Annotated in this window: 17 protein-coding genes; 6 read left to right on the top strand and 11 right to left on the bottom strand. The window is 72.5% G+C overall.

Annotated features, from left to right (window positions below; genetic code table 11):
• Positions 1-2: 2 nt before the first annotated feature.
• The 4 genes from hpt to dacB form a co-directional block, all read right to left on the bottom strand.
• Positions 3-578, bottom strand: a complete 576-nt coding sequence (hpt, locus tag LPA41_RS01515; RefSeq protein ID WP_229067757.1) for a hypoxanthine phosphoribosyltransferase — start codon at positions 576-578, stop codon at positions 3-5.
• A gap of 65 nt (positions 579-643) precedes the next feature.
• Entirely contained in the window at positions 644-1,711 is a 1,068-nt protein-coding gene (gene tilS / locus LPA41_RS01510) for a tRNA lysidine(34) synthetase TilS (RefSeq protein ID WP_229067755.1), read from the bottom strand.
• Between the two features lie 2 nt (positions 1,712-1,713).
• Entirely contained in the window at positions 1,714-2,754 is a 1,041-nt protein-coding gene (locus tag LPA41_RS01505; protein WP_229067752.1) for a zinc-dependent metalloprotease, read from the bottom strand.
• A gap of 83 nt (positions 2,755-2,837) precedes the next feature.
• Complete coding sequence (dacB, locus tag LPA41_RS01500; protein WP_229068090.1) at positions 2,838-4,247, bottom strand: D-alanyl-D-alanine carboxypeptidase/D-alanyl-D-alanine-endopeptidase; 1,410 nt, start codon at positions 4,245-4,247, stop codon at positions 2,838-2,840.
• Between the two features lie 2,005 nt (positions 4,248-6,252).
• Here dacB and LPA41_RS01495 point away from each other — a divergent pair.
• Positions 6,253-6,756 (top strand): inorganic diphosphatase, encoded by a 504-nt coding sequence (locus LPA41_RS01495; protein ID WP_229067750.1) that lies wholly within the window; start codon positions 6,253-6,255, stop codon positions 6,754-6,756.
• Between the two features lie 92 nt (positions 6,757-6,848).
• Here the strand turns inward: LPA41_RS01495 and eccD are convergent, their stop codons facing one another.
• Positions 6,849-8,246 carry a type VII secretion integral membrane protein EccD gene (gene eccD, locus LPA41_RS01490; RefSeq protein WP_229067749.1) on the bottom strand — a complete coding sequence of 466 codons (1,398 nt, stop codon included), beginning with the start codon at positions 8,244-8,246 and terminating at the stop codon, positions 6,849-6,851.
• Between the two features lie 152 nt (positions 8,247-8,398).
• On the opposite strand from eccD, the gene eccCa reads away from it, so the two are divergent.
• Both eccCa and mycP read left to right on the top strand, forming a co-directional pair.
• Positions 8,399-12,220, top strand: coding sequence for a type VII secretion protein EccCa (gene eccCa, locus LPA41_RS01485; RefSeq protein ID WP_229067747.1), 3,822 nt, complete (start codon positions 8,399-8,401; stop codon positions 12,218-12,220).
• Between the two features lie 173 nt (positions 12,221-12,393).
• The gene (gene mycP / locus LPA41_RS01480; RefSeq protein WP_229067745.1) at positions 12,394-13,659 is read left to right on the top strand and encodes a type VII secretion-associated serine protease mycosin; all 1,266 of its coding nucleotides are present in this window, start codon (positions 12,394-12,396) and stop codon (positions 13,657-13,659) included.
• Between the two features lie 205 nt (positions 13,660-13,864).
• On the opposite strand, the gene LPA41_RS01475 is transcribed toward mycP, so the two are convergent.
• From LPA41_RS01475 to LPA41_RS01455, 5 genes are read right to left on the bottom strand one after another with little or no spacing between them, the layout of a single operon-like run.
• The gene (locus LPA41_RS01475) at positions 13,865-15,043 is read right to left on the bottom strand and encodes a MarP family serine protease (protein ID WP_229067744.1); all 1,179 of its coding nucleotides are present in this window, start codon (positions 15,041-15,043) and stop codon (positions 13,865-13,867) included.
• Between the two features lie 28 nt (positions 15,044-15,071).
• Positions 15,072-15,800, bottom strand: coding sequence for a CoA pyrophosphatase (locus LPA41_RS01470; protein WP_229067742.1), 729 nt, complete (start codon positions 15,798-15,800; stop codon positions 15,072-15,074).
• Positions 15,797-16,633 carry a TlpA disulfide reductase family protein gene (locus LPA41_RS42885; RefSeq protein ID WP_229067740.1) on the bottom strand — a complete coding sequence of 279 codons (837 nt, stop codon included), beginning with the start codon at positions 16,631-16,633 and terminating at the stop codon, positions 15,797-15,799. Before LPA41_RS42885 ends, LPA41_RS01470 begins: the two co-directional genes overlap by 4 nt.
• On the bottom strand, positions 16,630-17,430 hold the full coding sequence (gene nth, locus LPA41_RS01460; RefSeq protein ID WP_308036508.1) for an endonuclease III: 801 nt from the start codon (positions 17,428-17,430) through the stop codon (positions 16,630-16,632). The genes LPA41_RS42885 and nth overlap by 4 nt, the downstream gene beginning before the upstream one ends.
• Before the next feature lie 35 nt (positions 17,431-17,465).
• Entirely contained in the window at positions 17,466-18,674 is a 1,209-nt protein-coding gene (locus tag LPA41_RS01455; RefSeq protein WP_374238089.1) for a CapA family protein, read from the bottom strand.
• 206 nt (positions 18,675-18,880) lie between these two features.
• On the opposite strand from LPA41_RS01455, the gene LPA41_RS01450 reads away from it, so the two are divergent.
• From LPA41_RS01450 to LPA41_RS01440, 3 genes are all read left to right on the top strand, one after another.
• A complete protein-coding gene (locus LPA41_RS01450; RefSeq protein ID WP_014447921.1) occupies positions 18,881-19,558 on the top strand; it encodes a Crp/Fnr family transcriptional regulator in 678 nt (225 codons plus the stop codon).
• Between the two features lie 171 nt (positions 19,559-19,729).
• Complete coding sequence (locus LPA41_RS01445; RefSeq protein ID WP_229067739.1) at positions 19,730-21,115, top strand: carboxyl transferase domain-containing protein; 1,386 nt, start codon at positions 19,730-19,732, stop codon at positions 21,113-21,115.
• Positions 21,116-21,126: 11 nt separating this feature from the next.
• Positions 21,127-23,133: a biotin carboxylase N-terminal domain-containing protein gene (locus LPA41_RS01440; RefSeq protein ID WP_229067737.1), complete on the top strand. Its 2,007-nt coding sequence runs from the start codon at positions 21,127-21,129 to the stop codon at positions 23,131-23,133.
• A 117-nt stretch (positions 23,134-23,250) separates the two neighbouring features.
• On the opposite strand, the gene LPA41_RS01435 is transcribed toward LPA41_RS01440, so the two are convergent.
• A complete protein-coding gene (locus tag LPA41_RS01435; protein ID WP_229067735.1) occupies positions 23,251-24,237 on the bottom strand; it encodes a serine/threonine-protein kinase in 987 nt (328 codons plus the stop codon).
• Positions 24,238-24,240 lie beyond the last annotated feature (3 nt).

The raw sequence follows: 24,240 nt of genomic DNA, 5'->3' as shown, positions 1-24,240 counted from the left end.
TTTCAGCTACGGGCGTACACCTCGGGCCTGAGCACCCCGACGTACGGCATCTCGCGGTAACGCTCCGCGAAGTCCAGACCGTAACCGACCACGAACTCACTGGGGATGTCGAAGCCCACGTACTTCACCGGGACCTGCACCTTGACCGCGTCCGGCTTACGGAACAGCGCGACCACCTCGACGCTCGCCGGCGAGCGCGACTCGAGGTACTTCATCAGCCAGGACAGGGTCAGCCCGGAGTCCACGATGTCCTCGACCACCAGCACATGACGGTCGGTGATGTCGCGGTCCAGGTCCTTGAGGATGCGCACCACGCCCGAGGAGGTCGTCCCCTGCCCGTAGGACGAGACGGCCATGAACTCCATCTCGGTGGAGGGGCCGTGCCGGCCCAGTGCCCGGGCGAAGTCGGCCATGAACATGACCGCGCCCTTCAGCACGCAGACCAGCAGAATCCCGTCAGCGGCATCGGTGTGGTCCGCGGAGACCTGCTTGGCCAGTTCGTCGATCTTGTCCCGGATCTGTTGCTCCGAGATGATCACGTGGTCGATGTCGGCGTCGTACCAAGAGCCATCAGCCATGACGCTAAGCCTGCCCCATGCGGGTTACGGTTCGTCGAACGGGGCCGGATTCGGTCCCCGAAGCGTCACTTGATATGGGCTGGAACCACCCGAACGAGGCGATCCGACACCCGCCCGACGACGATCCGGTCCGGCAGGAACACCGCACCCTGGCCGTGCCACTCGGACACCAGCGCGTCCAGGGCGACCACATGGCGGTACGCCAGGGCACCACCCGGCGCACCCAGCTCCCGCGCCCACCGGTGCAGGACCCGGCTGCGGACCGCGGGCATCATCCCGGCCAGCACCGGGACCGAGAGGCCGGCCTCCGCACCCGCCCGGGCCGACTCCAGTGCCGTCTCCGCGATCGCGTCGAGCGCCTCGTTGTCCGCCGCCACCAGCACCGCGGACCGGGCGAGATTGCCCAGCACGGCCGGGCCGAGCGCGTCCACCAGCGCCGGCAGGGCCGAGCCGCGGACCCGGGAACGCGCGTACGCCGGGTCGCTGTTGTGCGGGTCCTCCCAGGGCGCCAGGCCCAGCGCCGCGCACGCCTTGCGGGTGTCCGTCCGGGCCACGTCCAGCAGCGGGCGACGGAACACCCCGCGCCGGGCCGGCATCCCGGACAGCCCGCGCGGGCCGGCACCGCGGGCGAGCGCCAGCAGTACGGTCTCCGCCTGGTCGTCCCGGGTGTGCCCGAGCAGCACCGCGGCCGCACCCAGCTCGGCGGCGGCCGCGTCCAGAGCCGCGTAGCGCGCCGTGCGGGCCGCCGCCTCCGGCCCACCGGGCAGGCCACCGACCGAGACGGTCTCGATGCGCACCGGGTCGAAGCCGGCGTCCCGCGCCCACGCGGCGACCGACCGGGCCCGCCGGTCGGAGCCCTCCTGCAACCCATGATCGACGGTGACCAGCCCCACCCGGCGACCCGCGCCGGACCGGCCACCCGTGCCGGACGGGCCGACGGCATCGGGTCGACCGCCGGCACCGGACCGGCTGCCCAGGGCGGACTGGCTCAGGAACTGCGCCGCCGCGGCCAGGGCCAGCGAGTCGGCACCGCCCGAACAGGCCACCAGCACCAGCGCGTCGGCCGGCAGGTCGGCCAGGCCACGGCGCACCGCCGTGCGGATCGCCGCGACCGGGGGCGGGATCCTCGCCATCGTCAGCCGTGCACCCGGGCGACGTAGGCGTCCGGGTCGCCCAGCTCCTCCAGGCGCGGCAGGGTCAGCGGCGACTCGAAGGCCTTGTTGAAACCGGCCATGCCGACCCGCTCCACGACGCCGTGCACGAACTTGCGGCCCTCCGCGTACTGCCGCATCTTGACCTCGATGCCGAGCAACCGCCGGATCGTCTTCTCCAGCGGATTGCCGCTCTCCCGGCGCCGGTTGAACTTGGCCCGGATCGAGTCGACCGAGGGGATGACCTCGGGGCCGACCCCGTCCATCACGAACTCGGCGTGCCCCTCGAGCAGGGTCATCAGGGCGGTCAGCCGGTCTAGCACGGCGCTCTGGGCCGGGGTCTGCACGATGTCCAGCACGGACGCCCGGCTGTCCGGGTCGCGCAGCGCGTCGGAGAGCGTGGCGACGCCCCGGCGCACCCGCTCCAGCAGGTGCTCGCCGCCCTGCGACGCGTCGACGAAGGCCTGCACCTCACCCAGGAAGTAGCCGCGCATCCACGGCACCGAGGTGAACTGGGTGCGGTGTGTCACCTCGTGCAAGCAGACCCAGAGCCGGAAGTCCCGGGAGTCCGCATTGATCTTGCGTTCGACCTCGACGATGTTCGGCGCGTTCAGCAGCAGCTGGCCGGGCTCGCCGGAGAACACCTCGTACTGCCCGAGGACCCGGCCGGAGAGGTAGGCCAGGATCGTCCCGGCCTGCACCCCGGTAACCCGGGAACCGATCGCGTCGGCGAGCGGGCCGGGTGGGTTGTCCCCGGAGAGCCGGCTGACCAGCGGGACGATCACCCGCTGGAGACCCGCGATGTTCACCTTCGCCCAGTCACGCCGGTCGACGACCCGCACCGGTGGGACCTCGACCTGCGAGGTCAGCCCGGTGTAGGCCGCGACGTGTCCCGCTGCCTCGTCGGTGAGTGCCCGTAACTCGGACACCACCTGCGTGGCCTCCTCGAGAGAGACCGCAGGCCCGGTCTTGGAGAGCGCGCCCGCGGTGGCGGCGGCCAGATCCCAGTCAACGAACTGCGCCATGCAGCCCACCGTACCCGTGTGGATCCAGGTCGCACTCCGGTGAAACCCCTGGGTCGGTTTCCGGCCGCCACTCCTTGCGGGCTTCAGCAGCCGCACTCCACCAGCCGGGCGGCCACCTTGTCGAGCGCTGCCCGTGCGGAGATCGAACTCGCCCCGCCGACCGCCATGATCGCGAAGGCCATCACTCGGCCGTCCCGGTTGACGAGTACGCCGGCCAGCGTGTTCACCCCACTCAGCGACCCGGTTTTGGCCCGTACGATGCCCTGCGCCGTCTGGTTCGGGCTGGGTGTCACGAACCGGGTCCGCAGGGTTCCGGACCAGCCGGCCACCGGCAGGCCGTTGAAGAGCGCGCCGAGCGCGGCGTTCTCCCCCTTGGCGGCGAGCGCGAGCGTCTGCACCAGCAGGGCCGGACTGATCCCGTTGTTCCGGGAGAGCCCGCTGCCGTCGTACAGCACCGCCTCCTCCGCCGGAAGCCCCAGCTCGCCCAGCTCCGTCAGCATCGCTTCCGCGGCGCCCTCGAAGCTCGCCGGCTTGCCGGCGGCGAGCGCCACCTGCCGGGCGACCGCCTCGGCCAGCACGTTGTCGCTCTGCTGCAGCATCCAGTCGACGATCTGCACCAGCGGCGGCGACTCGACCCGGCCCAGCTCCTTGCCGGGCGTCCAGCCGTTCCCAGCCGGCGCCGACGCGTCCGGAGCGGCCGAGGCACCAGGCACGGCACCGTTCCCGGCGGCCGCCGGCGCCGTGCCGGCCCGCACCGAGCCGGGCGCGCCGATGGCCTTGGCGAAGAGCCGGCCGGCACCGTTCGCCGGATTCGTGTACCGCGGGTCGCCACCGAAGTCGTTGTGCACCGGCTCGATCCGGCCGCCGTTGGTCATGAACGGCTGGATCCGGGCCACCTGCCCCTCCGCGATGTCACTGGACCCCCAGCCGGTCGCCGTCTCCGGCCCCTCGTAGAGCGACATGTCCACCACCACCCGGGTGGCCGGCGTGTCACCGAGCGACTTCTTCACCTGCTCTGCCAGCCGGTCCAGCCGGGCCGCGCCGGGGAACAGCTGATTCTCGTCCACCGACATGGTGGCGTCACCCGCGCCGACGATCACCACCTCGCCCGGGCTCTCCCCCGCCACCACCCGCGTGACCAGCCGATAGGCCGGCCCCCGCGCGGACAGCGCGGCAGCCGCGGTGAGCAACTTGGTGGTCGACGCCGGCGTGGTCGGCTTGTCCGCGTTCCGCTCGTAGAGCACCGTGCCGGACGCCGGATCGAGCACCGAGACGTGCACGGTGTTCCCGAGCGCCGACGCGCTGACAAGCGGATCGAGCGCCGCCGCCACCGCCGCGGTGTCCGGCGTGGTGCCGCCCGCGTCGGCCGCCGCGAGCACCGGCGTAGGCGTCGGCTCCGGCGTGGTCGGCGCCACGCTGGGCGAGGCCGCCGGCTCGGCGCCGAGCCACCCGTCGACCGGTCCGGGCCGGACCACCAGACCCACTGCCGCCACAAGCGCCAAGAGAGCGACAATAGAAACCAATATTGTACGGGGTTTACGCTTACGTCCCGTTTTCACTGGCCCAGCGTCGTCGCTGGTCGCGGCCGTTGCGGCCGCGCCGGCGGAAGGCGCGTCGCCGTCCGCGCGCGCCGGTGCCTGCTGCGGCGCTGGTGCCTGCTGCGGCGCCGGCGACGTCGGCCGGGTGGTGTTGAGCGGCACAGACGCCCTGCCGTAGCTTCCGCCCGCAGCCGGCGCCACCTCCGGACCAGCTCCAGCTCCAGCTCCAGCTCCAGCTCCAGCTCCAGCTCCAGCTCCAGCTCCAGCTCCAGCTCCAGCGATGATCCCCCCGCCGGCGGCCGCAGCACCGGCCGCACCCGCCTCGGCCTGCGGACCAGCAGCCCGCACACCTGGCATCTGCGCCGTTGCATCACCGCTCGGACGCACCCCGGGGAACTGCGCCGTGGCGTCGCCACCCGGCTGCCCGCCCGTGAACTGCGCCGTGGCGTCGCCACCCGGCTGCCCGCCCGCGAACTGCGCCGTGGCACCGCTGCCCTGCTGTCCGCCTGTGAACTGCGCTGTCGCGTCGTTGCCCGGCTGCGCGCCCGGGAAACGCGCCGCGTCGTCGCCGCCCGGCCGCACACCCGGGAATTGCGCGGTCGCGTCAGCCGATCGCCCGCCGGAGTTGCCATCGCCCTGCTGAGATCCGCCCTGCTGAGGCCGGCCGTGCTGAGTTCCGACCTGGGGCTCGCCGTGCTGAGACCCGGCCTGGACGCCCGGGAACTGCGCCGTCGCATCGGACGAGCGACTGTCGGCGGGCGTTTCCCCCGAAACATCTGGGTTGCGTGGCGGGCCGGCGGCCCACGGGTTGCGCGGCGCGTTCCATGGGCCGACCGGTCCCGGACCACTCGGCGGATAGTTTCCCGAACCCGGCGCGGTGTCACCCCAGCCCGGCTGCTCGTTCGACGCGGAGGCGCCCCACGAGGAGGCGGGCCGGTCCGCATCCCCGGCCGGCGACGACTGATTCGTGCCCGGCGCGGACGCATCCCGGCCCGTGGTCCAGGAGGGCGAACTTCCATCCGAGGACGGCGCGGACGGATTCGCAGTCGCAGCGGGTGCCGGACTCGCCGCCGGACCACCCACCGGCGGCCGCGACCAATCCACCGGCGGCACAGCCGACTGCCCCGGCCCGGAAGAGCCCGCTGATCGCCCAGGCGAAGCCGCTGAGTGCCCGGCTGAGCCCGCAGGCTGCTCGGAAGCCGCGGACTGCGCCGGCTGGCCGGGCGAAGGCGGCAACACCACGCGCCGCGGCGCTGCGGCACCGGAGGGCGGCGTCACGGTGCCCGCACCCGGGTGCGACGAACCGGACGGCCCGGCGGAGTGCCCGGCAGCCGAACCGGAATAGCCGGCCGTCGGACCCGATGGACCGGCAGCCGATCCGGAAGGACCGGCGGGCGGGGACGGCACGGCGGCCGGACCGGAAGTTGGCACGGCGGCGCGACCGGCCGGTGACTGCGGACGGCCGGGATAGTTCTCCGGTCGATCCGGTGCCGCCCGCTCAGGGCCGAAGTCCGCACCGCCCGGCGCGTTCTCCGGCTGCGTGGGTGGCGTCCAGCCGGGCGACGCATACCGCCGGCTGGATGGCGGCGGCTCCTGCTGCCAGGGGAAGGCCTGTCGATACAGCTCCTCCGAGGAGGGCACGCCGGCTACGCCCGCGGCCGGTGGCGGCACGCTGGCACGGCCCGGCGCGGGTGGTTCGGAGCCGGGCACACCGGCTCGACCGGCCGCGTTGTTACCCTCTTCCGGGGCGGATTGCGAACTCGACACGCCGTCGTTGCCCTCGCCGTCATGTGAATCTTGCCTCGTCACACGCCCCTCCTCGCCCGTGGCGTCAGACTTAGGGGAGACTAGCGACATCCGGCACACCGTTGCGCGCGGATCCTGCGGGCCCTGCTTCCATGCCCCGCGCCCGCCCGGCGGACCGGTCTATTCGAGCGGGCAAGCAAAAGGGGAGCGAATAATGGATTTCGACGTCTTGGTTGAGATCCCCAAGGGGCAGCGCAACAAGTACGAGGTGGACCACAAGACGGGCCGCATCCGGCTCGACCGGACCCTCTTCACCGCGACACAGTATCCCGCCGATTACGGCTTCATCGAGGGCACCCTGGGGCAGGACGGTGACCCGCTGGACGCTCTCGTCCTGATTCAGGAGCCGACGTTCCCGGGCTGCCTGGTCCGTGCCCGCGCCATCGGCATGTACCGGATGACCGACGAGAAGGGCCGCGACGACAAGGTCCTCTGCGTGCCGTTCGAGGACCCGCGTCAGGAGCACCTGCGCGACATTCACCACCTCGGCGAGTTCGACCGGATGGAGATCCAGCACTTCTTCACGGTCTACAAGGATCTGGAGCCGGGCAAGTCCGTCGAGGGCGCCACCTGGGTCGGCCGGATCGAGGCCGAGAACGAGATCCGCGCGTCGTTCAAGCGCGCCGAGGCCGCCGAGGCCGAGGGCGAAGAGCACTGACCGGACGCTCCCGCCGATACCGCTGACGACCGCACCTGCGGGGCATCGCGCCTCGCAGGTGCGGTCGTCTGGCATCGGTTGCGGCGGGAGGGTCAGGAGAGGCCGGAGACGGCGGTGTAGAGGCCGGTGACCGCGCAGGTCACCGGGATCACCGAGATCACGGCGACGACTTCCAGGACGTCGGCCGCGCGGCGCAGGTAGGGCGAGGGCGGCCGGTCCGCGTACCGCACGCCCGCCAGGACCGTGACCAGCGCGACAAGCAGCACCACCGCGATCAGGCCGGGCAGGGCGCCGCCGGCGAAGGCCGGCAGGTCCGCGTCGGGCAGGACCGGCAGGTCGGCGCCGGCGGGAGCGGTGAGCAGATCGACGCCGAGGGCGGCGAGTCCGATCAGGCCGGCGGCGAGAAGTGGCGCGCGCAGCCGCCCGGTCACGAACAGGCGGGCCCGGGTGAGCAGGGCGATCGCGCCGGCCGCGATGAGGATCCGGGCGGAGAGCGTGCGGTCCGCGGCGAGCACGGCGAAGGCCACCGCGGCGACAAGCGCGTGCCCGAGGAGCATTCCGAGCAGGATCTCTTGGGTACGCTCCACCGCCGCGAACACCTCACCCCGGTCGACCCGGTCGCGCGCCGGTTCGGACGCGGGCGCTCCCGGCCGGGACGGTGCGGCCGGTGGCGGCAGTGGGGTGCGCCCGAACCGCACGGCGAGCAGTGGCAGCGCGCCCAGACCACAGACCAGCACCGAGAGCAGCACCGCCGCGGCGCCGGCCGGTGTCGTGATCTCTCCGGTCGCAGCGCCGAGGGCACCCAGCACACCGGCCGTCCCGCCCGCCGCGAAGACCCGCGACCCCGCTCGCAGGCCGGCCGCGGCGACCACGGACGCCACCAGCAGCGCGACCGACCCGGCCAGCAGATCCGGTCCGGCTGCCGACAGCAGCGCACCGCCCGCGAAGGCGTAGGGCAGCCCGTACCCGCCGAGGGCCGTGCCGGTGCGCGGGCCGCCGTACCGCCGGTCAGCGAAAGCCCCGCCGAGCAGCAGCACCGCCGCCGCGCCGAGCCCCGCGGCGCCCTGCCCCGGTCCGGCCGCGACCAGGGCGAAGAGGCCCAGCCCGAGCGGCACCCCGGCCGCCGCGAGCGTCGCCGCCCGGGTGGCCGCCGGCGTCCACACCCCGCCGTGCCGGCGAGCACCCTCGGCGACGGCTTCCACCACGTCGTCGTACTCGATCTCCGGCCACTCGTCGTGCGCCGCCACGAGGTGCAGGACCTCGCCGTCGCGTACGCCCTGGGTCCACAGATCCTGACCGGTCGCGAGAGCGACGCCGTCGCCGCGCCGCAGCACCCACCCGCCCTGGGTCTCGCCCTGGTCGGCGAGGTCTTCGCCGGCGTGCCGCAGCAGGTCGGGGAGCAACTCGGCAAGAGGCACCCGCTCGGGCAGGGCGACATCCACCCGGCGCTGCGGCGCACTGATCGTCACGCGGGCCAGACCGGTGCTCACCAGGCGCCTCCCGTCGTCCACAGCGGAATCGCCGGTTGTCCACAGGAGATTCGTGTGTTGTCCACAGCGATGAAACGCATGCTGCGGGACGACACGAACTCTACCTAGCATCGTGACTGCAGCGATACGCAGAGCGATGATCAGGAGGTCCGATGGGGACGGTCCTGGTTCGGCGGGGCCCGCGCCGGCCGGAGCCCGCGATTCCTTCCGGTGATCTGGTCGTCGAGGCGCCGCCGGCGATACCGCAGCAGACCGCCGGTCGCTGGCAGCAGTGGCTGATGGCGTTGCCGATGCTGGCCGGCACCCTCGCCATGGCGCTGCTGATGGGCCAGGGACAGGCCGGGCCCTATTCGTACGTGGTGGGTGGCCTCTTCGGGATTTCCTCGCTGGCGATGCTGACCATGTCGTTCAGCACTGCCGGCTCGCCCCGGCGGGCCGAGATGGTCGCGGCCCGCCGGGACTACCTGCGGCATCTCGCCGGGCTGCGGCAGCGGGCCCGGGAGACCGCGCGGCGGCAGCGGACCGGGCTGCTCTACCGCCATCCCGACCCGGCGCGGCTCTGGTCAACGGCCGGCAGTCACCGGGTCTGGGAGCGGCGGCCGGACGACCCGGATTTCGCCGTGGTCCGGGTCGGGCTGGGGCCGCAGACCCTCGCCACGCCGCTGGTGCCGCCGGAGACCGGGCCACCGGACGAGCTGGAACCGATGACCGCCGGTGCGCTGCGCCGGTTCCTGGCCGCGCACGCGGTGGTGCCGGACCTGCCGGTGGCGATGTCGCTGCGCGGGTTCGGCCGGGTGCTGATCCGCTGCGCCGGCTCCCCGGCCGGCTCCCCCGCCGGGCCGGACGCCCGGGCCCTGGCCCGAGCCGTCGTCGCGCAGCTCGCCGTCTTCCACGGACCGGACGACCTGATCGTCGCGGTGGTCGCCGGCCCGGAAAGCCGCGTCGCCTGGGACTGGGTGAAGTGGCTGCCGCACAACGGGCACCCGACCCGATCGGACGCGATCGGCCCGCTGCGCCTCATCGGCGACGCCGACATCCTGGACGACCTGCCGGCCGGGCACGGCCGGCAGGTCGCGCACCTGGTGGTGATCCGGGACGGGGTGGACCGGATGCCGGAACCCGCCGCGGATGGCGTGACGGTGCTCGACCTGGACACCGCACCGCCGAGGCTGCCCGGGCCGGCAACGCTGGTCCTGGAGATCGGTGACGACGGCACCCTGCGCATGTCCACGGTGGCGGAGCAGGGTGCCGTGGGCCGCGCCGACGGCATCGGGGTGGCGGAGGCGGAGGCGACCGCCCGGCGGCTCGCGCCACTGCGGCCGGCGACCGGCGCCGAACCCGCCGGCCCGGGTGGCGCCGCCGATCCGGGGCTCGCCGAGCTGCTCGGCATCGCCGACCCGGAAAGTCATGGGGTGCCGGGCGGCTGGGCGAGGCGGCCGGAGCGGTACCGGCTGCGCGTGCCGATCGGCGTCGACCCGGCCGGTGTGCCGGTGGAACTCGACCTCAAGGAGTCGGCACAGGACGGGATGGGACCGCACGGGCTGCTCGTCGGTGCGACCGGCTCCGGCAAGTCGGAACTGCTGCGCACGCTGGTCCTGGCACTGGCCGCCACCCACTCGCCGGAGACGCTCAACTTCGTGCTCGTCGACTTCAAGGGCGGCGCCACCTTCGCCTCGATGGACCGGCTGCCGCACACCGCCGCCCTGATCACGAACCTGCAGGACGCCCTGCCCCTGGTCGACCGGATGGCCGACGCGCTCGACGGCGAACTGCTCCGGCGCCAGGAGCTGCTGCGCCGGGCCGGGAACTTCGCCGGGCTCCCCGAGTACGAACGGGCCCGGTCCGCCGGCGCGGCCCTGCCACCGCTCCCGTCGCTGCTGGTGATCTGCGACGAGTTCTCCGAGATGCTGCAACGCAAACCCGAGTTCCTGGAGCTGTTCCTGCAGATCGGGCGGCTCGGTCGGTCGCTCGGCGTGCACCTGCTGCTCGCCAGCCAGCGCCTCGAGGACGGCCGGTTGCGCGGACTGGACACCCACCTGTCGTACCGGATCGGGCTCCGCACCTTCTCGGCGCTGGAGTCGCGGGCGGTGCTCGGCGTGCCGGACGCCTACGAGCTGCCGCGTTCACCGGGACACGGCTTCCTGCGGTCCGGGACCGAGGCGCCGAGCCGGTTCCGGGCGGCCTACGTCTCCGGGCCGCTGCGCCGGTCCCGCACGCCCGTCGTGCGCAGCCGGCAGGTTCTCCCGTGGACCGCCCGGCAGGTGCCGGTCCCGGCCGCGCCGGTCGAGGCCGGCAGCGATCGGACACTCGTCGACGTGCTGACCGGCCGCCTCGCCGGGCAGGGTCCGCCGGCGCACCGGGTCTGGCTGCCGCCGCTTGACCACTCCGCCACCCTGGACGAGCTTCTCGGCCCGGTCGCCAACGGCACGGCACGCGGGCTGACCGTCGCCAACCCGGCCCTGCACGGCGCGCTGCAGGTGCCCATCGCCCTCGTCGACAAGCCCCGCGAGCAGCTGCGTGACGTGCTCTGGCTGCAACTCGCCGGTTCCGCCGGGCACGTCGCGGTCGCCGGCGGCACCCTCAGCGGCAAATCGTCGGTGCTGCGCACGCTGATCTGCGGGCTTGCGCTCACGCACACCCCCGACGAGGTACGCGTCTACTGCCTCGACTTCGGCGGTGGCACCCTCGGCGTCCTGGGCGGCCTCCCGCACGTGGGTGGCGTGTTCGGCCGGCTCGACGCGGAAGGGGTGCGCCGGACCGCCGGCGAGATGGTGGCGCTGCTCGCCGACCGGGAGCGGCAGGGCGCGGGCCGGCACCCGCACGTCTTCCTGGTCGTCGACGGGTGGGCCACGCTGCGCACGGATTTCGAGGAACTCGAGACGGTGCTGACCGACCTGGCGACCCGCGGCCTGTCGTACGGGATCCACCTGGTCGCCGCCACGTCACGCTGGACCGACTTCCGGGCGCCGATCCGTGACCTCTTCGGTTCCCGGGTCGAGTTGCGGCTCGGCGACCCGGCCGACTCGGCGGTGCACCGGCGGGCCGCGGTCGCGGTGCCCGAGGGGCAGCCGGGCCGGGGCGTGACCGAGCACCCGGCCGACCGGGATCGCGGGTTGCACCTGCTCACCGCACTCCCGGAAGTGTCCACATCGGGCGGGACGGAGGGTTTGGTCGCGGCGGTGGCGCGGGCTTGGCGGGGTGCTGTCGCGCCGCCGGTGCGGTTGTTGCCGGCCGTGGTGCCGTACACCAGGCCGGTGCCGCAACCCGGCAGTGGCCTGCGCCTGCCGATCGGCATCGCGGAGTCCGACCTGCAGCCCGTGGGGATCGATTTCGCGGCCGATCCCCATCTGCTCGTCCTCGGCGACGCGGAGTGTGGCAAATCATCGTTCCTGCGCGCGCTCGCCACGTCGGTGACCGCCCGGTTCACGCCCGAGCAGGCACGGATCATCCTGGTCGACTACCGGCGCAGCCTGATGGACCTGCCGGAGACCGGACATCGGATCGGGTACGGGGTGCAGGCGCAACTGACCCAGGATCTGATGCTGTCCGTCGCCGGGTACATGGAACGGCGGCTACCCGGGCCGGATGTCACCGCGGCGCAACTGCGCAACCGTTCCTGGTGGACCGGTCCGGAGCTGTTCGTGCTGGTCGACGACTACGACCTGGTGGTGGCCGGTCCGGTCAACCCGCTCGCGCCGTTGCTCGAACACCTGCCGCAGGCCCGCGACATCGGCCTGCACCTGGTGCTCACCCGGCGCGCCGGCGGCGCGGGCCGGGCGCTCTACGAACCGGTCATCCAGCGACTGCGGGAGCTGTCCGCCCCGGGCCTGATCATGTCCGGTTCACCGGAGGAAGGAGCACTGCTCGGCACGGTACGACCGGAGCCGTTACCACCGGGGCGTGGCCGCCTGATCACGCGGCGTGAGGGAGCGCGCCTGATCCAGCTGGCGCATCTACCGGCCTTCCGTGATTAGCGGAAATCAGCAGACTCGGAGTGCGATTAGGCGACACGGACCGCAGCGACACGCCGACCGTTGGGAGTAATCTCCCTCCATCGACTGACCTACCGAACCTTCCAGGGATGGCGAGCCCGACCCGTGACCAGAGTGAGCGAAGCACACCGTGCCCCGTCCGCGGGCGGTGCTCCTTGCTGAGTCTGTCGCGCCGGATGGGCGCCGTCACGCTCGCCGGGCTGATGTCCGTCGCGGCGCCGGTCGCCGCCACCGCCGCGCCGACCGGGCCGCAGGCGGAACCCGTCGTCGTCACCGACGACTCGGTGCGCGCCGACCAGTGGCACCTGCAGGCGCTCAACCTCAACGGCGCCTGGACGTACGCGGACGGCGCCGGCGTGACCGTCGCGGTCATCGACTCCGGCGTTGACGCGCACCACCCCGACCTCGAAGGCCAGGTCCTGCCCGGGCTCGACCTGGTCGAGGACGGTGACGGCGAGCGCGATCCGGTGGGCCACGGCACCACCGTCGCGGCGCTCATCGCGGGTCGTTCCGACGACGCCGCCGGGGTGGTCGGGATCGCACCGAAATCCAAGATCCTGCCGATCCGGGTGCTCGACGAGGAGAACCGCTACGACGACGCGCTGATCGTGGCGAAAGGCCTGCGGTGGGCGGTCGACCACGGCGCCCGGGTGGTGAACCTGTCACTCGGCGGCGGCGGGTCCAGCGCCACCCTGGCCGCCGCGATCGATTACGCCTTCGCCAAGGACGTAGTGGTCATCGCCTGCACCGGCAACGCCAGCGCCTCGTCCAGTTCGGACAACGCCGGAGTGTGGTACCCGGCACGCGAACCCGGCGTCGTCGCCGTCGCCGGCATGGAGCGGGACGGCACCACCCTCTGGTCCGGCTCGATCACCGGCCGGGAGACCGTGCTGGCCGCACCGGCCACGCACCTGGTCGGTGCCCGCGGGCCGGACGACTACTGGCGGGTCCAGGGCACCAGCTTCGCGGCACCCATGGTCGCCGGGGTCGCCGCCCTGATCCGGTCCCGCTGGCCGGACATGCCGGCCGGCGAAGTGGTCAACCGGCTGATCCGGACCGCCGACGACCGCGGCGCACCGGGCCGCGACAACCAGTTCGGCTTCGGCCTGGTCAACCCGACCGCGGCGCTGACGTCCGACGTCGCCTACGTCACCGACAACCCGCTCGACACCACACCCCCACCGGGCGTCGCCCGCTTCGGCAGCGCGCCCGTCCCCGGCCAGGCACAGTCGGCACCACAGGCAAGCGGCGCCCCGGGCGCCGTCACACAGACCCCGGCGTCGAACGCGGGCGGCTGGGCCGCCCCCGCCGAACCCGTCGGCGAAAGTCACCGCGCCCGCTGGCTCGCCATCGCCCTCTTCGTGCTCTCCGCCCTGGCCGCGGCGTTCACCGTCCGCCGCTTCGCACAGACCGCGGGCTGAGCCACCCGAGCTCTCCGGCGCGCGCCATCCCAGCGCCCGCCATCCCAGCGCGCGCCATCCCAACGCGCCAACCCAACCCGCCAACCCAGCACCCGCCAACCCAGCGCCGGCCGAGCCGGTCAGCTTCAGCTGAGCGGTCGGTCCTTGCTGAGCCCTCGAATCGCCCGGCTTGCCGCCGCCGGTCAGCGGGGCTGATCGACGCCGGTCAGGCGCACTCGCCGGTTTTCACGCCCTTGGTCCGGCTCTTGCCGGTCTCCGCGACCGACGAGGCCTCGTCCGCGGTGAGCGCGAACCCGACCTCCTTGTCGTCCGCCGCCGCCGCGAAGATGACACCGAGGACGCCGCCGTCCGGAGCGATGAGCGGCCCGCCCGAGTTGCCGCTGCGGACCAGCGACTTGATCGTGTAGATCTCCCGGGTCACGTCACCCGAGTCGTAGATGTCCGGACCGGTGATCCGGCTGACGTCACGCACCCGGGCGGACTGTGCGTTGTACGGCCCGTCCTGCGGATAACCCAGCACGATCGCGCTGGCCCCGCTGGCCGCCTCCTTGCTGACGAACCTCATCACCGGTGCCTTCAGGCCGGGCACGTGCAGGACCGCCAGGTCACGTTTCGGGTCGTAGACCACGACCGTGCCCTCGAGCTGGCCGCGGGAGGTCTCCACCACGACCTCCTTGGTGCCGGCCACCACGTGCGCGTTCGTCATCACCCGCTCGCCGGCGTAGACGAACCCGGTGCCCTCGATCCGGCGCGAACAGCTCGGCGCGGCGCCCAGCACCTTCAGCACCGACCGCTTCGACTCCTGGACGATCTTCGAGTTCTTGAGTTTCGGGTCCGGCTCGGCGACCTCTTTCGCCTGGGTGCGCGCCAGACCACCGAAGACGTCCGGGAAACCGCTGGTGTCGAGGGTGTCCCGGAGCGCCGAGGAGAGGGCCTGCGCCTGCTCCGGCATGAGCCCGTTGATGCCGGAGAGGATGGCGCTGCTGCGGAACTCCCGGTTCACCGCCGGGAACGGCGTCGAACCCAGCGGCACCGCCACGAGCCACGCGGCGAGCAGCAACGCGACAACCGAGACGACCGCGCCGCCGGCGTCGTCCATGTGCTGCAACGGCCGGCTGAAGATGCCCCGGCGCAGGTTGGTACCGAGCCAGCCGGCCAGGGTCTGCCCGAGGACGGCGAACGTGAGGATGACGGCGAGCGAGACGACCAGTCGCACCGTGCCGTCCGCGAACTGCCGGGCGATCAAGGGCCCCAGCTGAAGCCCGATCAGCACACCGCTGAAGAACCCACCCAGGGAGAGGGCGCCGATGACGAATCCCTGCCGATAACCGCTGATGGCGAAGAGCAGCATCAGCACGACCAGAATCACATCGACCACGGGCACTCACTCAGCGTAGAAGTACGAGGCCAGGTCACGGCACCACCTCATCGGGCGCGCCGCCGCGAGCCGCCGGAACGGGCGCCGAGGCGTCCGGCAGCTCGACGACACGGCCCGGTTCCCACGGCTGAGCCCACCCCGCCATGTCGAGCAACACCGAGATCACTCCTGCCGTGAAACCCCAGACGAGCAGCCCACGGACCTGGAAGGCAGGTCCGATCCAGCCACTCGGATGACGCACCCGGATACGGTTCGCCGGGTCGGCGAGTTCACTGATCGGCAGACGTGCGACGTGCGCTACTTCGGCCGGCTGCAACGGATGGACCTGGTGCGGGTGCCGCCACCAGCCCAGCACCGGGGTGACGACGAAGCGGCTGACCGGGATCCACAGGTCCGGCAGCAGGGCGAGCACCTCGGCACTACGCCGGTCGAGGCCCACCTCTTCCTCGGCCTCGCGCAACGCGGTGTCGGTCGCGTCCCGGTCCTCCGGGTCGGTGGCGCCGCCCGGGAAGGCCGGTTGCCCGGCGTGGTTGCGCATCGTCGCGGCACGCTGCAGGACGAGCAGGTCCGGCCCGCCGGGCGTGTCGGCGGCCGGTTCGCTCTCGCCGAGCAGCACCAGGACCGCGCTGGCCCGCCCGGCGCCGCCGGCGGGCTGGCGCAGCGGGGTGAAATCCTCGGTCCGGCACTGGTCGACCCGGGTGAGCAACGGCTCGAACCAGGACGGCAGCCCGTCCGGCCGCCGCAACACCTGCCCCCGGCTCATCGGGTCACCGTCACGCCGGTGTGCTCCTCGACCTCTGTGATCAACTCGTCGACGGTCAGCGGCCGGCGATGGACGTAGACCCCACCGTCGGCGTCGACGAAGACGGTCGCCGGCAACGCCGACTGCTTGATCTCGATCGCCAGCCGGCCGTCCCGGTCGTAGAGCACCGGCATGCTGACGCCCTTGTCCGTGCCGAACGAGGCGGCCGCCTCGCGCCGGTCACTGCTGTCCACACCGACCACGGTGAGCCGCCCGGCGGTCCGGTCGGCGAGCCCCTGCATGACAGGCAGTTCCTCGCGGCAGGGCCCGCACCAGGACGCCCAGATGTTGAGCACGGCCGGGAGCGCGATGTCGTGGAGACTCACCGGCTGCCCACCGGTGAAGCACGGAATCGACAAATCCGGCAGATCGTTAATTGCCGCACCGCCGGGCCCGGTCGCTGCGGAAGGGGTGGCGGCATCGGAGACGGGCGTGGTCGCACCGGAGGAAGCGACGATGGCTTCGGCGAAGGCAGGCGTCGCGGCGGAAGCGCGCGTGGCCGCAGCGGAAGAGACCACGGAAGCGGGCGTGGCCGGCAAGGGGGCTGCGGAGAAGGCGGCGGCGGGCACCGCAGCGGAGGTAGCGGGCGTGGCGGCGGGCGCCGCAGCGGAGGTGGCGGGCGCGGCGGCGGACGTGGCGGACGTGGCGGGCGCGGGCGGCGCGGTCAGGGTGTCGCAGGCGGCGAACGGGGACGGCGTCTCCGGCTGGTTTCCGCTCGGCTCGGCGGCGGCGGTGCAGGCGGAAAGCAGGGCCAGCGCCGCGGCAGCGGCCGGCAGCCCGCGGAAGCGGATCACGGTTCCTCCGGGGCCAGCACCGCCGCAACCGGCACCAGGTCGGGGTCGACGCCGGCGGCGACCGCCAGGTCGCGGGCGCGCGGGCCCTTGAGCAGTTTGGCCGCGGCGGCCGCCTCGGTGGGGCCGGTGCCGTAGGAGGGGCACATGCTCGCCAGGGTGCAGGCACCGCAGGCCGGCTTGCGCGCGTGGCAGACCCGCCGCCCGTGGAAGATCACCCGGTGCGACAGCATGGTCCAGTCGCGTTTTTCGATCAGGTCGGCGACCTGGAACTCGATTTTCACCGGGTCCTCCTCGGCCACCCAGCCGAACCGGTTGGTCAGCCGCCGGAAGTGCGTGTCCACGGTGATGCCCGGCACCCCGAACGCGTTGCCCAGGATCACGTTGGCCGTCTTGCGGCCGATGCCGGGCAGCTTCACCAGGTCGTCGAGTTTGGCGGGCAACTGGCCGTCGTGCCGGTCGAGCAGCGCCTGACCCAGTTTGATCAGGGAGTCGGTCTTCGCCCGGAAGAAACCGGTGGGCCGCAGCAGTGTCTCCATCTCGGTCCGGTCGGCGGCGGCGTAGTCGGCGGCCGACCGGTAGAGCTTGAAGAGCGTCGGCGTCACCTGGTTGACCCGCACGTCGGTGGTCTGCGCCGACAGGACCGTCGCGACCGCCAGCTCGAGCGGGTTGGTGAAGTCGAGCTCGCAGTGCGCGTCCGGGTGGGTCTCGGCGAGCACCCGGGCCATCTTGCGAGCCCGCCTTTTGCGGCCGAGCAGGGTCTCACCCGCGTAGCGCGATGCGGAGGCGGGCGGAGTCACCGGTAAAGAGTACGTCGGCCGTGCGACATCAGCGGTCAGGCCGAGGGCTTGATCGCCCCGTCGTCACCGATCGAAGCAGCCGTGTCGCCGAAATCGTCTTCGGAGAGCTGGGCCACGAGGGCGCGTCCGCGTTCCTTCGCGCTGTCCCGGGTCGGCACACCCGTCGAGTTCAGGTAGGTGGAGAGGAAGCTGCCCTTCACGTACCTGCCCTCCTTGGTGAGCGAGACGTGCAGGATTCCCGCGTACTTGAGCACGCCGGCGCTGTTCAGCGTCTTGCCGCCACCGGCGAAGTTGCCCAGGCTGTAGGCGATCAGCTTGCCCTTGTAGAACTCCATCCCGCGCAGCACATGCGGGCCGTGCCCGACGACCAGGTCGGCGCCCGCGTCGATCACGGTGTGACTGAACTTGATCGGGTTGCCGCGGTTCTCGCCGAAGTAGAGCTCGGTGCCCGGCTTCACGTGCTGTTTGTCGGAGCCCTCGGCACCCATGTGCACCTGCACGACGACCAGGTCCGCCTCGCCCTTGGCCTTCGTCACCAGTGCGGCCGCCGCGTCCAGGTCGTTCAGGTTGTTGGCTCCCGCGTACGGCGAGAAGCCCACCACCGCGACCCGGACGCCCTTGACCTCCACGACGGTGATCTGGTCCTCCGCGCCGGTGTGCTCGAGCCCGGCGTCCTCCAGCGCCGCCACCGTGTTCCGGTAACCGGCCGGACCGTAGTCCTTGGAGTGGTTGTTGGCCGTGTTGAGCAGTTGGAAGCCGGCCTCTTTGAGGTGGCCGGCGTATTCCGGGGGTGAGCGGAAGGCGAAGCAGTTGGGCCGCGGCGGCGACCCGCACTTGGAGGTGCCGGTGTCGCCGGTGAGCGGCTGTTCCAGGTTGCCCATCACCAGGTCGGCGGCGAGGCCTTTCCGCACCGAGTCGAAGAAGCCGTCACCGCCGTCGGTGGGCAGCCGGTTCGGCGCGCTGCCCATGACGATGTCGCCGGTGGCGGAGAGGCTTATCGACTCGACCTCGGCCGATTCCTCGACCGGTTTGCCGGCCTTGGTCGTGGTGGTGGGCGTGGCGGCCGTCGTGGTGGTGGCGGGTGTGGCGGCCGGCGCCTCCCACTGCGGTCCGGACGGGTCGTCACGTTTCGCGAGGGCGACCCCGCCGATGCCCGCACCGGTCAGCACCGCCAGGGCAATCGTGACAGTCAGGGCTGGATGCCCTAAACGGGGCCGGCGGTGAGACGAGGGCTGCGAATTCATCGACCGGGACGATACCGTCGACTGGCAAGCGGGATCGACCGACGAATGGCCTGTCCTGAACTGCCCGGACCGACGATTTATTACCAGCGGTCACGGCGAATCTGGTTACCGTCCGGTATCTGGATCAAGGGGTGGCCGCCCGTTTCCCGCCCGCGTGCGCCTAGACTGATCGAGCGCAGACGTTGCGCGTTTTCGGAGGTGCGGCGATGGATGAGGTACTGGCTCGCAGCGGAATCTTCCAGGGCGTTGACCCGGAAGCCGCAGAGGCGCTCGCCAAGGAGATGGACACGATCGAAGTCCGTAAGGGCGACGTGGTCTTCAACGAGGGCGAGGCCGGCGACAGCCTGTATATCGTTCTGTCCGGGAAGATCAAGCTCGGACGCCGGGCTGCGGACGGACGGCAGAACCTCGTCTCGATCATGGGACCGTCGGACATGCTGGGTGAGCTCTCGCTCTTCGACCCCGGTCCGCGGACGGCCACGGCGACCGCGGTGACCGACAGCCGGCTGGCCCGGCTGAAGAAGTCGTCGCTGCGCCCGTGGCTGAACAACCGGCCCGAGATCGCCGAGCAGCTGCTCCGCGTGCTCGCCCGGCGGCTGCGGCGGACCAACGACGCGCTCGCCGACCTGATCTTCACGGACGTGCCCGGCCGGGTCGCGAAGAACCTGCTGCAGATGGCCGGCCGGTTCGGCACCCGGGACGGCGGCGTGCTGCGGGTCACCCACGACCTCACCCAGGAGGAGCTGGCCCAGCTGGTCGGCGCTTCCCGGGAGACGGTGAACAAGGCGCTCGCCGACTTCGCCTCCCGTGCGTGGCTCCGGCTCGACGGCAAGAGCGTGATCATCCTGGACCCGGAGCGCCTCGCGCGGCGCGCCCGCGTCTGACGCCTCTCCCGATCGGGGCTGTCCTGGCGGGCAGCCCCTTCACCGTGTCCGCTTCACCGTGTCGCACCCGCCAGGCCACTCGTTACGGAGGTGGCCGAGAGGCACCGGCGTGACAGGGAAGGGCGCGGCTTTGGACGCAGGTAGGGGCGGAGCGGGCATCGGGGTGTCCGCATGACCGTGCTCGATACCACGCTGGACCCGCGCGATCCCGCCTACCTGGAGGGTCGCAGCGTCACCCTCCAGTTGCTCGCCGATCTGGAGGACGCCCTCGACGAGGCGCGCGCCGGCGGCGGCGAGAAGTGGGTGACCCGGCACCACGCGCGGGGCAAACTGCTGCCCCGCGAGCGCATCGAGATGCTGCTCGACCAGGACAGTCCTTTCCTGGAACTGGCGCCGTCGGCGGCCTGGGGCTCCGAGTACCCGGTCGGCGCGAGCGTCGTCACCGGCGTCGGCGTCATCGAGGGCGTCGAATGCGTGGTGATCGCCAACGACCCGACCGTGGACGGTGGTGCGGTCAACCCGTACACCGCCAAAAAGATCCGCCGGGCCGCGCGGATCGCCTCGGTCAACCGCCTGCCGCTTGTCAACCTGGTGGAGTCGGCGGGGACCGGCACCCCGGACGGCGGCATCGCCCGCGAACTGAGCCGGTTGACCCCCGAACGGGTGCCGACCGTATGTGTGACATTCGGGCTCACCACCGGTGACGCGGCGTACCTGCCGGCGCTGTCGGACTACACGATCATGGTGCGTGGGCATGCCAAGGTGCTGACCATCCACCCGCAGCCGGTACGCAGTTCGGCGAACGGTGTCGAGGTGCGCGCCACCCCGGTCGTCCCGGCCGGTCCCGCCGGCCCCGCCGACCAGCTCGCCGAGGACGAACGCGACGGGCTGCGGCTGGCCCGCCAGTGCGTGCGGCGGCTCAACTGGCGCAAACAGGGCCCGCCGCCGCGTACCCGGCACCCCCTGCCGCCCCGCCACAGCGCCGAGGACCTGCTCACCGTGGCCGCCGCCGAACCGGCCGGCTTCGAACCGCGCGAGGTGCTGGCCCGGATCCTCGACGACAGCGACTTCGACGAGTTCAAGCCCGGGAACGCCGTCACGCTGCTGGCCGGGTGGGGGGAACTGCACGGATATCCGGTCGGGGTGGTCGCCACCCCGAGCACCCCCTGCTCGGCCGCCGAGGCGCAGAAGGCCGTGCACTTCCTGCACCTGGCCAACGCGACGGCCACCCCGCTGCTCTTCCTGCGGCACACCGGCTCGCCGGGCCGCGACGACAGCGAACCTCCCGACACCAGGCACGACGCCCCCCTTGTCCACGCCGCGTCCCGGTCCACCGTGCCGCACCTGGTCCTCACCGTCGGCACGGTCGCCGAACACGCCCCGGACCGCGTCGGCGAACCCCGTTTCACCTTCAGCTGGCCCGCGAAGGGCCGCATCTGCGCCGGCGACGGCATCATCGACCCCCGCGACACCCGTACGGTCCTCGGCCTCTGCCTCTCCGCGGTGCACAGCGCCGCCGTCGAGGGTGCCGGACACGTCGGCGTTTTCCGACCTTGAGAGGTAGTGCAGTGATTCGACGACTTCTGGTGGCCGACCGTGGAGAGGTCGCCCGCCGGGTGTTCGCCACCTGCCGGCTGGTCGGCATCGAGACGGTCGCCGTCTACTCCGACATCGACTCCGAGGCGCCGCACGTCGACGAGGCGGACTATGCCGTTCAGCTGCCGGGGAACACCCCGGCCACGACCTACCTGCGTACCGAGGCGCTTATCGCGGCCGCCCAGCGGTCCGGCGCCAACGCCGTGCACCCGGGGGTCGGCGTGCTCGCCGAGGACCCGGACTTCGCCACCGCCGTGGTCGAGGCCGGGATGATCTGGGTCGGCCCGGCGCCGGCGACGCTGCGCGCCCTGAGCGTGAAGCCCGAGATGAAGAACCTGGTCGCCGAGGCGCGGGTCCCGGTGCTGCCCACCTTCACCGACCCGGACGCGGTGCCCGGTTTCCCGGTGCTCATCAAACCCGCGACCGGCACCGGCGGCACCGGGATGCGGGTCGTCCGGGACGCGGCCGCACTGGCCGAGGCCGTCGCGTCGACCCGTCGCGAGGTCGGCGGGGACGTCTTCTGCGAGCCGTACGTCAGCAACGCCCGCCACATCGAGGTGCCGATCCTCGCCGACGCGCAGGGCTCGGTGGTCCCGTTCGGCGAGCGTGAGTGCTCGGTGCAGCGCCGCTACCAGAAGATCGTCGAGGAGACGCCGTCACCGGCCGTCGACGCGGCGCTGCGCGAAGACCTCTGCCGGGCCGCGATCGTCGTGGTGCGTGCCCTCGGCTACGTGGGCGCCGGTGCCGTGGAGTTCCTGCTCGACGGGGACGGAAAGTTCTGGTTCGTCGAGCTCACCCCGACCCTGCAGGCCGACCACGCGGTCACCGAGTGCGTGTCCGGATACGACCTGGTCCGCCTCCAGCTGCTGGTCGCCGAGGGCGGCAGCCTGCCGATGCCGGGCCCGCCGCCGATCCGCGGGCACGCCATCGAGGTGCGGATCTGCGCCGAGGACCCGGCCTACGCCTGGTTGCCCGCCGCCGGCACGTTGCACCGGTTCGCCGTACCGGATGTGGCCGGTTCGTTCCGCCCGCTGGCCCAGCCCGGTCTCCGGCTGGACGCCGGCGCCGCCGACGGCTCGGTGATCGGCATGCACCACGACCCGATGCTGGCGAAGTTGATCGCCTGGGCGCCGAGCCGGCAGGAGGCGGCCCGGATGCTGGCGTCCGCGCTGGCCCGGGCTCAGCTGCACGGCGTGGTCTCCAACCGTGACCTGCTGGTCCGGGTGCTGCGCCACCATTCGTTCCGGTCCGGCGCCGTCGACACCGGGTTCCTCGACCGGCACCCCGAGGTCTTCGCCCCGCTGCTGTCCTCGGTCGACGCGGTCCGCCTCTCCTGCCTGGCCGCCGCCCTGGCCGGGGCGGCCGCCCGCCGTGCCGCCGCCCCCGTGCTGAACTCGCTGCCGTCCGGCTGGCGCAACGTGCCCTCCGGCTCGCAGACCGCGGTCTACGACGGCCCGACCGGCCCGGTCGAGGTCGGGTACCGGATGAACCGGCAGGGCGAACTCGCCGGCTGGTGGGTCCGCGCCGTCGACCCGGAAGAGCTCGACCTGGCGGGTCTCGGTCAGGCCCCGGTCTCCGACGAACACCCCCCAATCGTCGTGGTCCACGCCGACGCCGGCCGGGTGGTGCTCAACGTGCAGGGCATCCGCCTCGCCGTCCTCGTGCACCGCGTCGGTGACGTGTCATATGTGGACAGCCCCGAGGGCTCGGTGACCCTCCGTGAGATCTCCCGTTTCCCGCTGCCCGCACCGGAGTCGGCGGAGAGCTCCCTGATCGCCCCACTGCCCGGCGCCGTCCGCCGCGTGCTGGTCGTTCCCGGCCAGCGGGTGCGCGCCGGCGAGCTGCTGCTGACCCTGGAGGCGATGAAGCTGGAACACCCGGTGCACGCCCCTGCGGCCGGCGTCGTCTCGTCGGTGCCGGTCCATCCCGGCACCGAGGTCGACACGGGCGAATTGCTGGCCGTCCTGGACCCGGAGTGACCGCCCGGTCGCCGAAGCTGACCGGCGGCCTCAGCTGAACCAGCGGCTGACCGGCGGCCTCAGCTGAACCAGCGGCTGACCGGCGGCCTCAGCTGAACCAGCGGCTGACCGGCGGCCTCAGCTGAACCAGCGGCTGAAGAATCCCTTGCGGCCACTCTGGTGGACCGTCGGCGTCTCGTCCTCGCGCGTGGGCGTGTTCGGCACGATCGGCCGCGGCCGCGGCGGCACGAAGTTCTGCGTGGACCGGTAGACCGCCGGCGGCGGCTGCGGCAGGTTCGGGTCGAGCTGCAGGTTGTTCAGCAGGTCCCGCAGGTGCTCGGCGGAGGGCCGCGACCCCGGATCGTTCGCCATCCCGTACCGCAGGATCTCGGTGAGCGTCCGCGGCACCCCGGGGATGTCCGGCAGCGGCTGGTTGAAGAGATCCATCAGGGTGATCAGACTCGGACTGCGGTCGGTGGCCCAGCGGGGTGGCCGGCCGTTCATGACGGCGTAGAGGGTGGCGCAGAGCGCGTAGACGTCGGCGGCGCCGGAGGGGTTCTCGTGGCGGAACATCTCGGGCGGGGCGTACGCCGGGGTCAGCACTTCGAGGGTGACCGAGGAGTCGCGCATCTCGCCGAGGACGGCGAGACCGAAGTCGGCGAGGACCGCGGAGTTGAACTGGGAGTAGAGGATGTTGGCCGGTTTCACGTCACGGTGCAGGACACCGTTGGCGTGTGAGTGCACCAGCGCGTCAGCGATCTTGATGCCGACGTCGCGGGCCTCGGCGGGGGTGAGCGGGGAGACACGCATCCGGTCGAGGTACGACCCGTCGCAGAGCTCCATGATCAAGTAGGGGTGCTGGTCGACGGTGACGCCGACGTCGAACAGGTCGACGACGTGCGGGTGCGACGACATGCGGCCGGCCGCGCGCGCCTCGCGAAGGAAGCGGGCCTGGTCACGGGCGTTGTCGAGGGTGCGGTTCTCCATCTTGATGGCGACTTCGCGGCCCACCGAGTCCTGGGTGGCCCGGTACACGGTGGCGTACCCCCCGCGGGCCATGACCGACAATCCGGACATTCCCGGCACATAGGGTACGGGCAGGGCGCCAGGCGGAGTCTCCGTCACGGA

Origin of the sequence: Actinoplanes sp. DH11, assembly GCF_020873875.1 — a bacterium.
Lineage (GTDB): Bacteria > Actinomycetota > Actinomycetes > Mycobacteriales > Micromonosporaceae > Actinoplanes.
The sequence above is the reverse complement of the archived record's forward strand: the minus strand, read 5'-3'. Positions and strand labels throughout refer to the sequence as shown.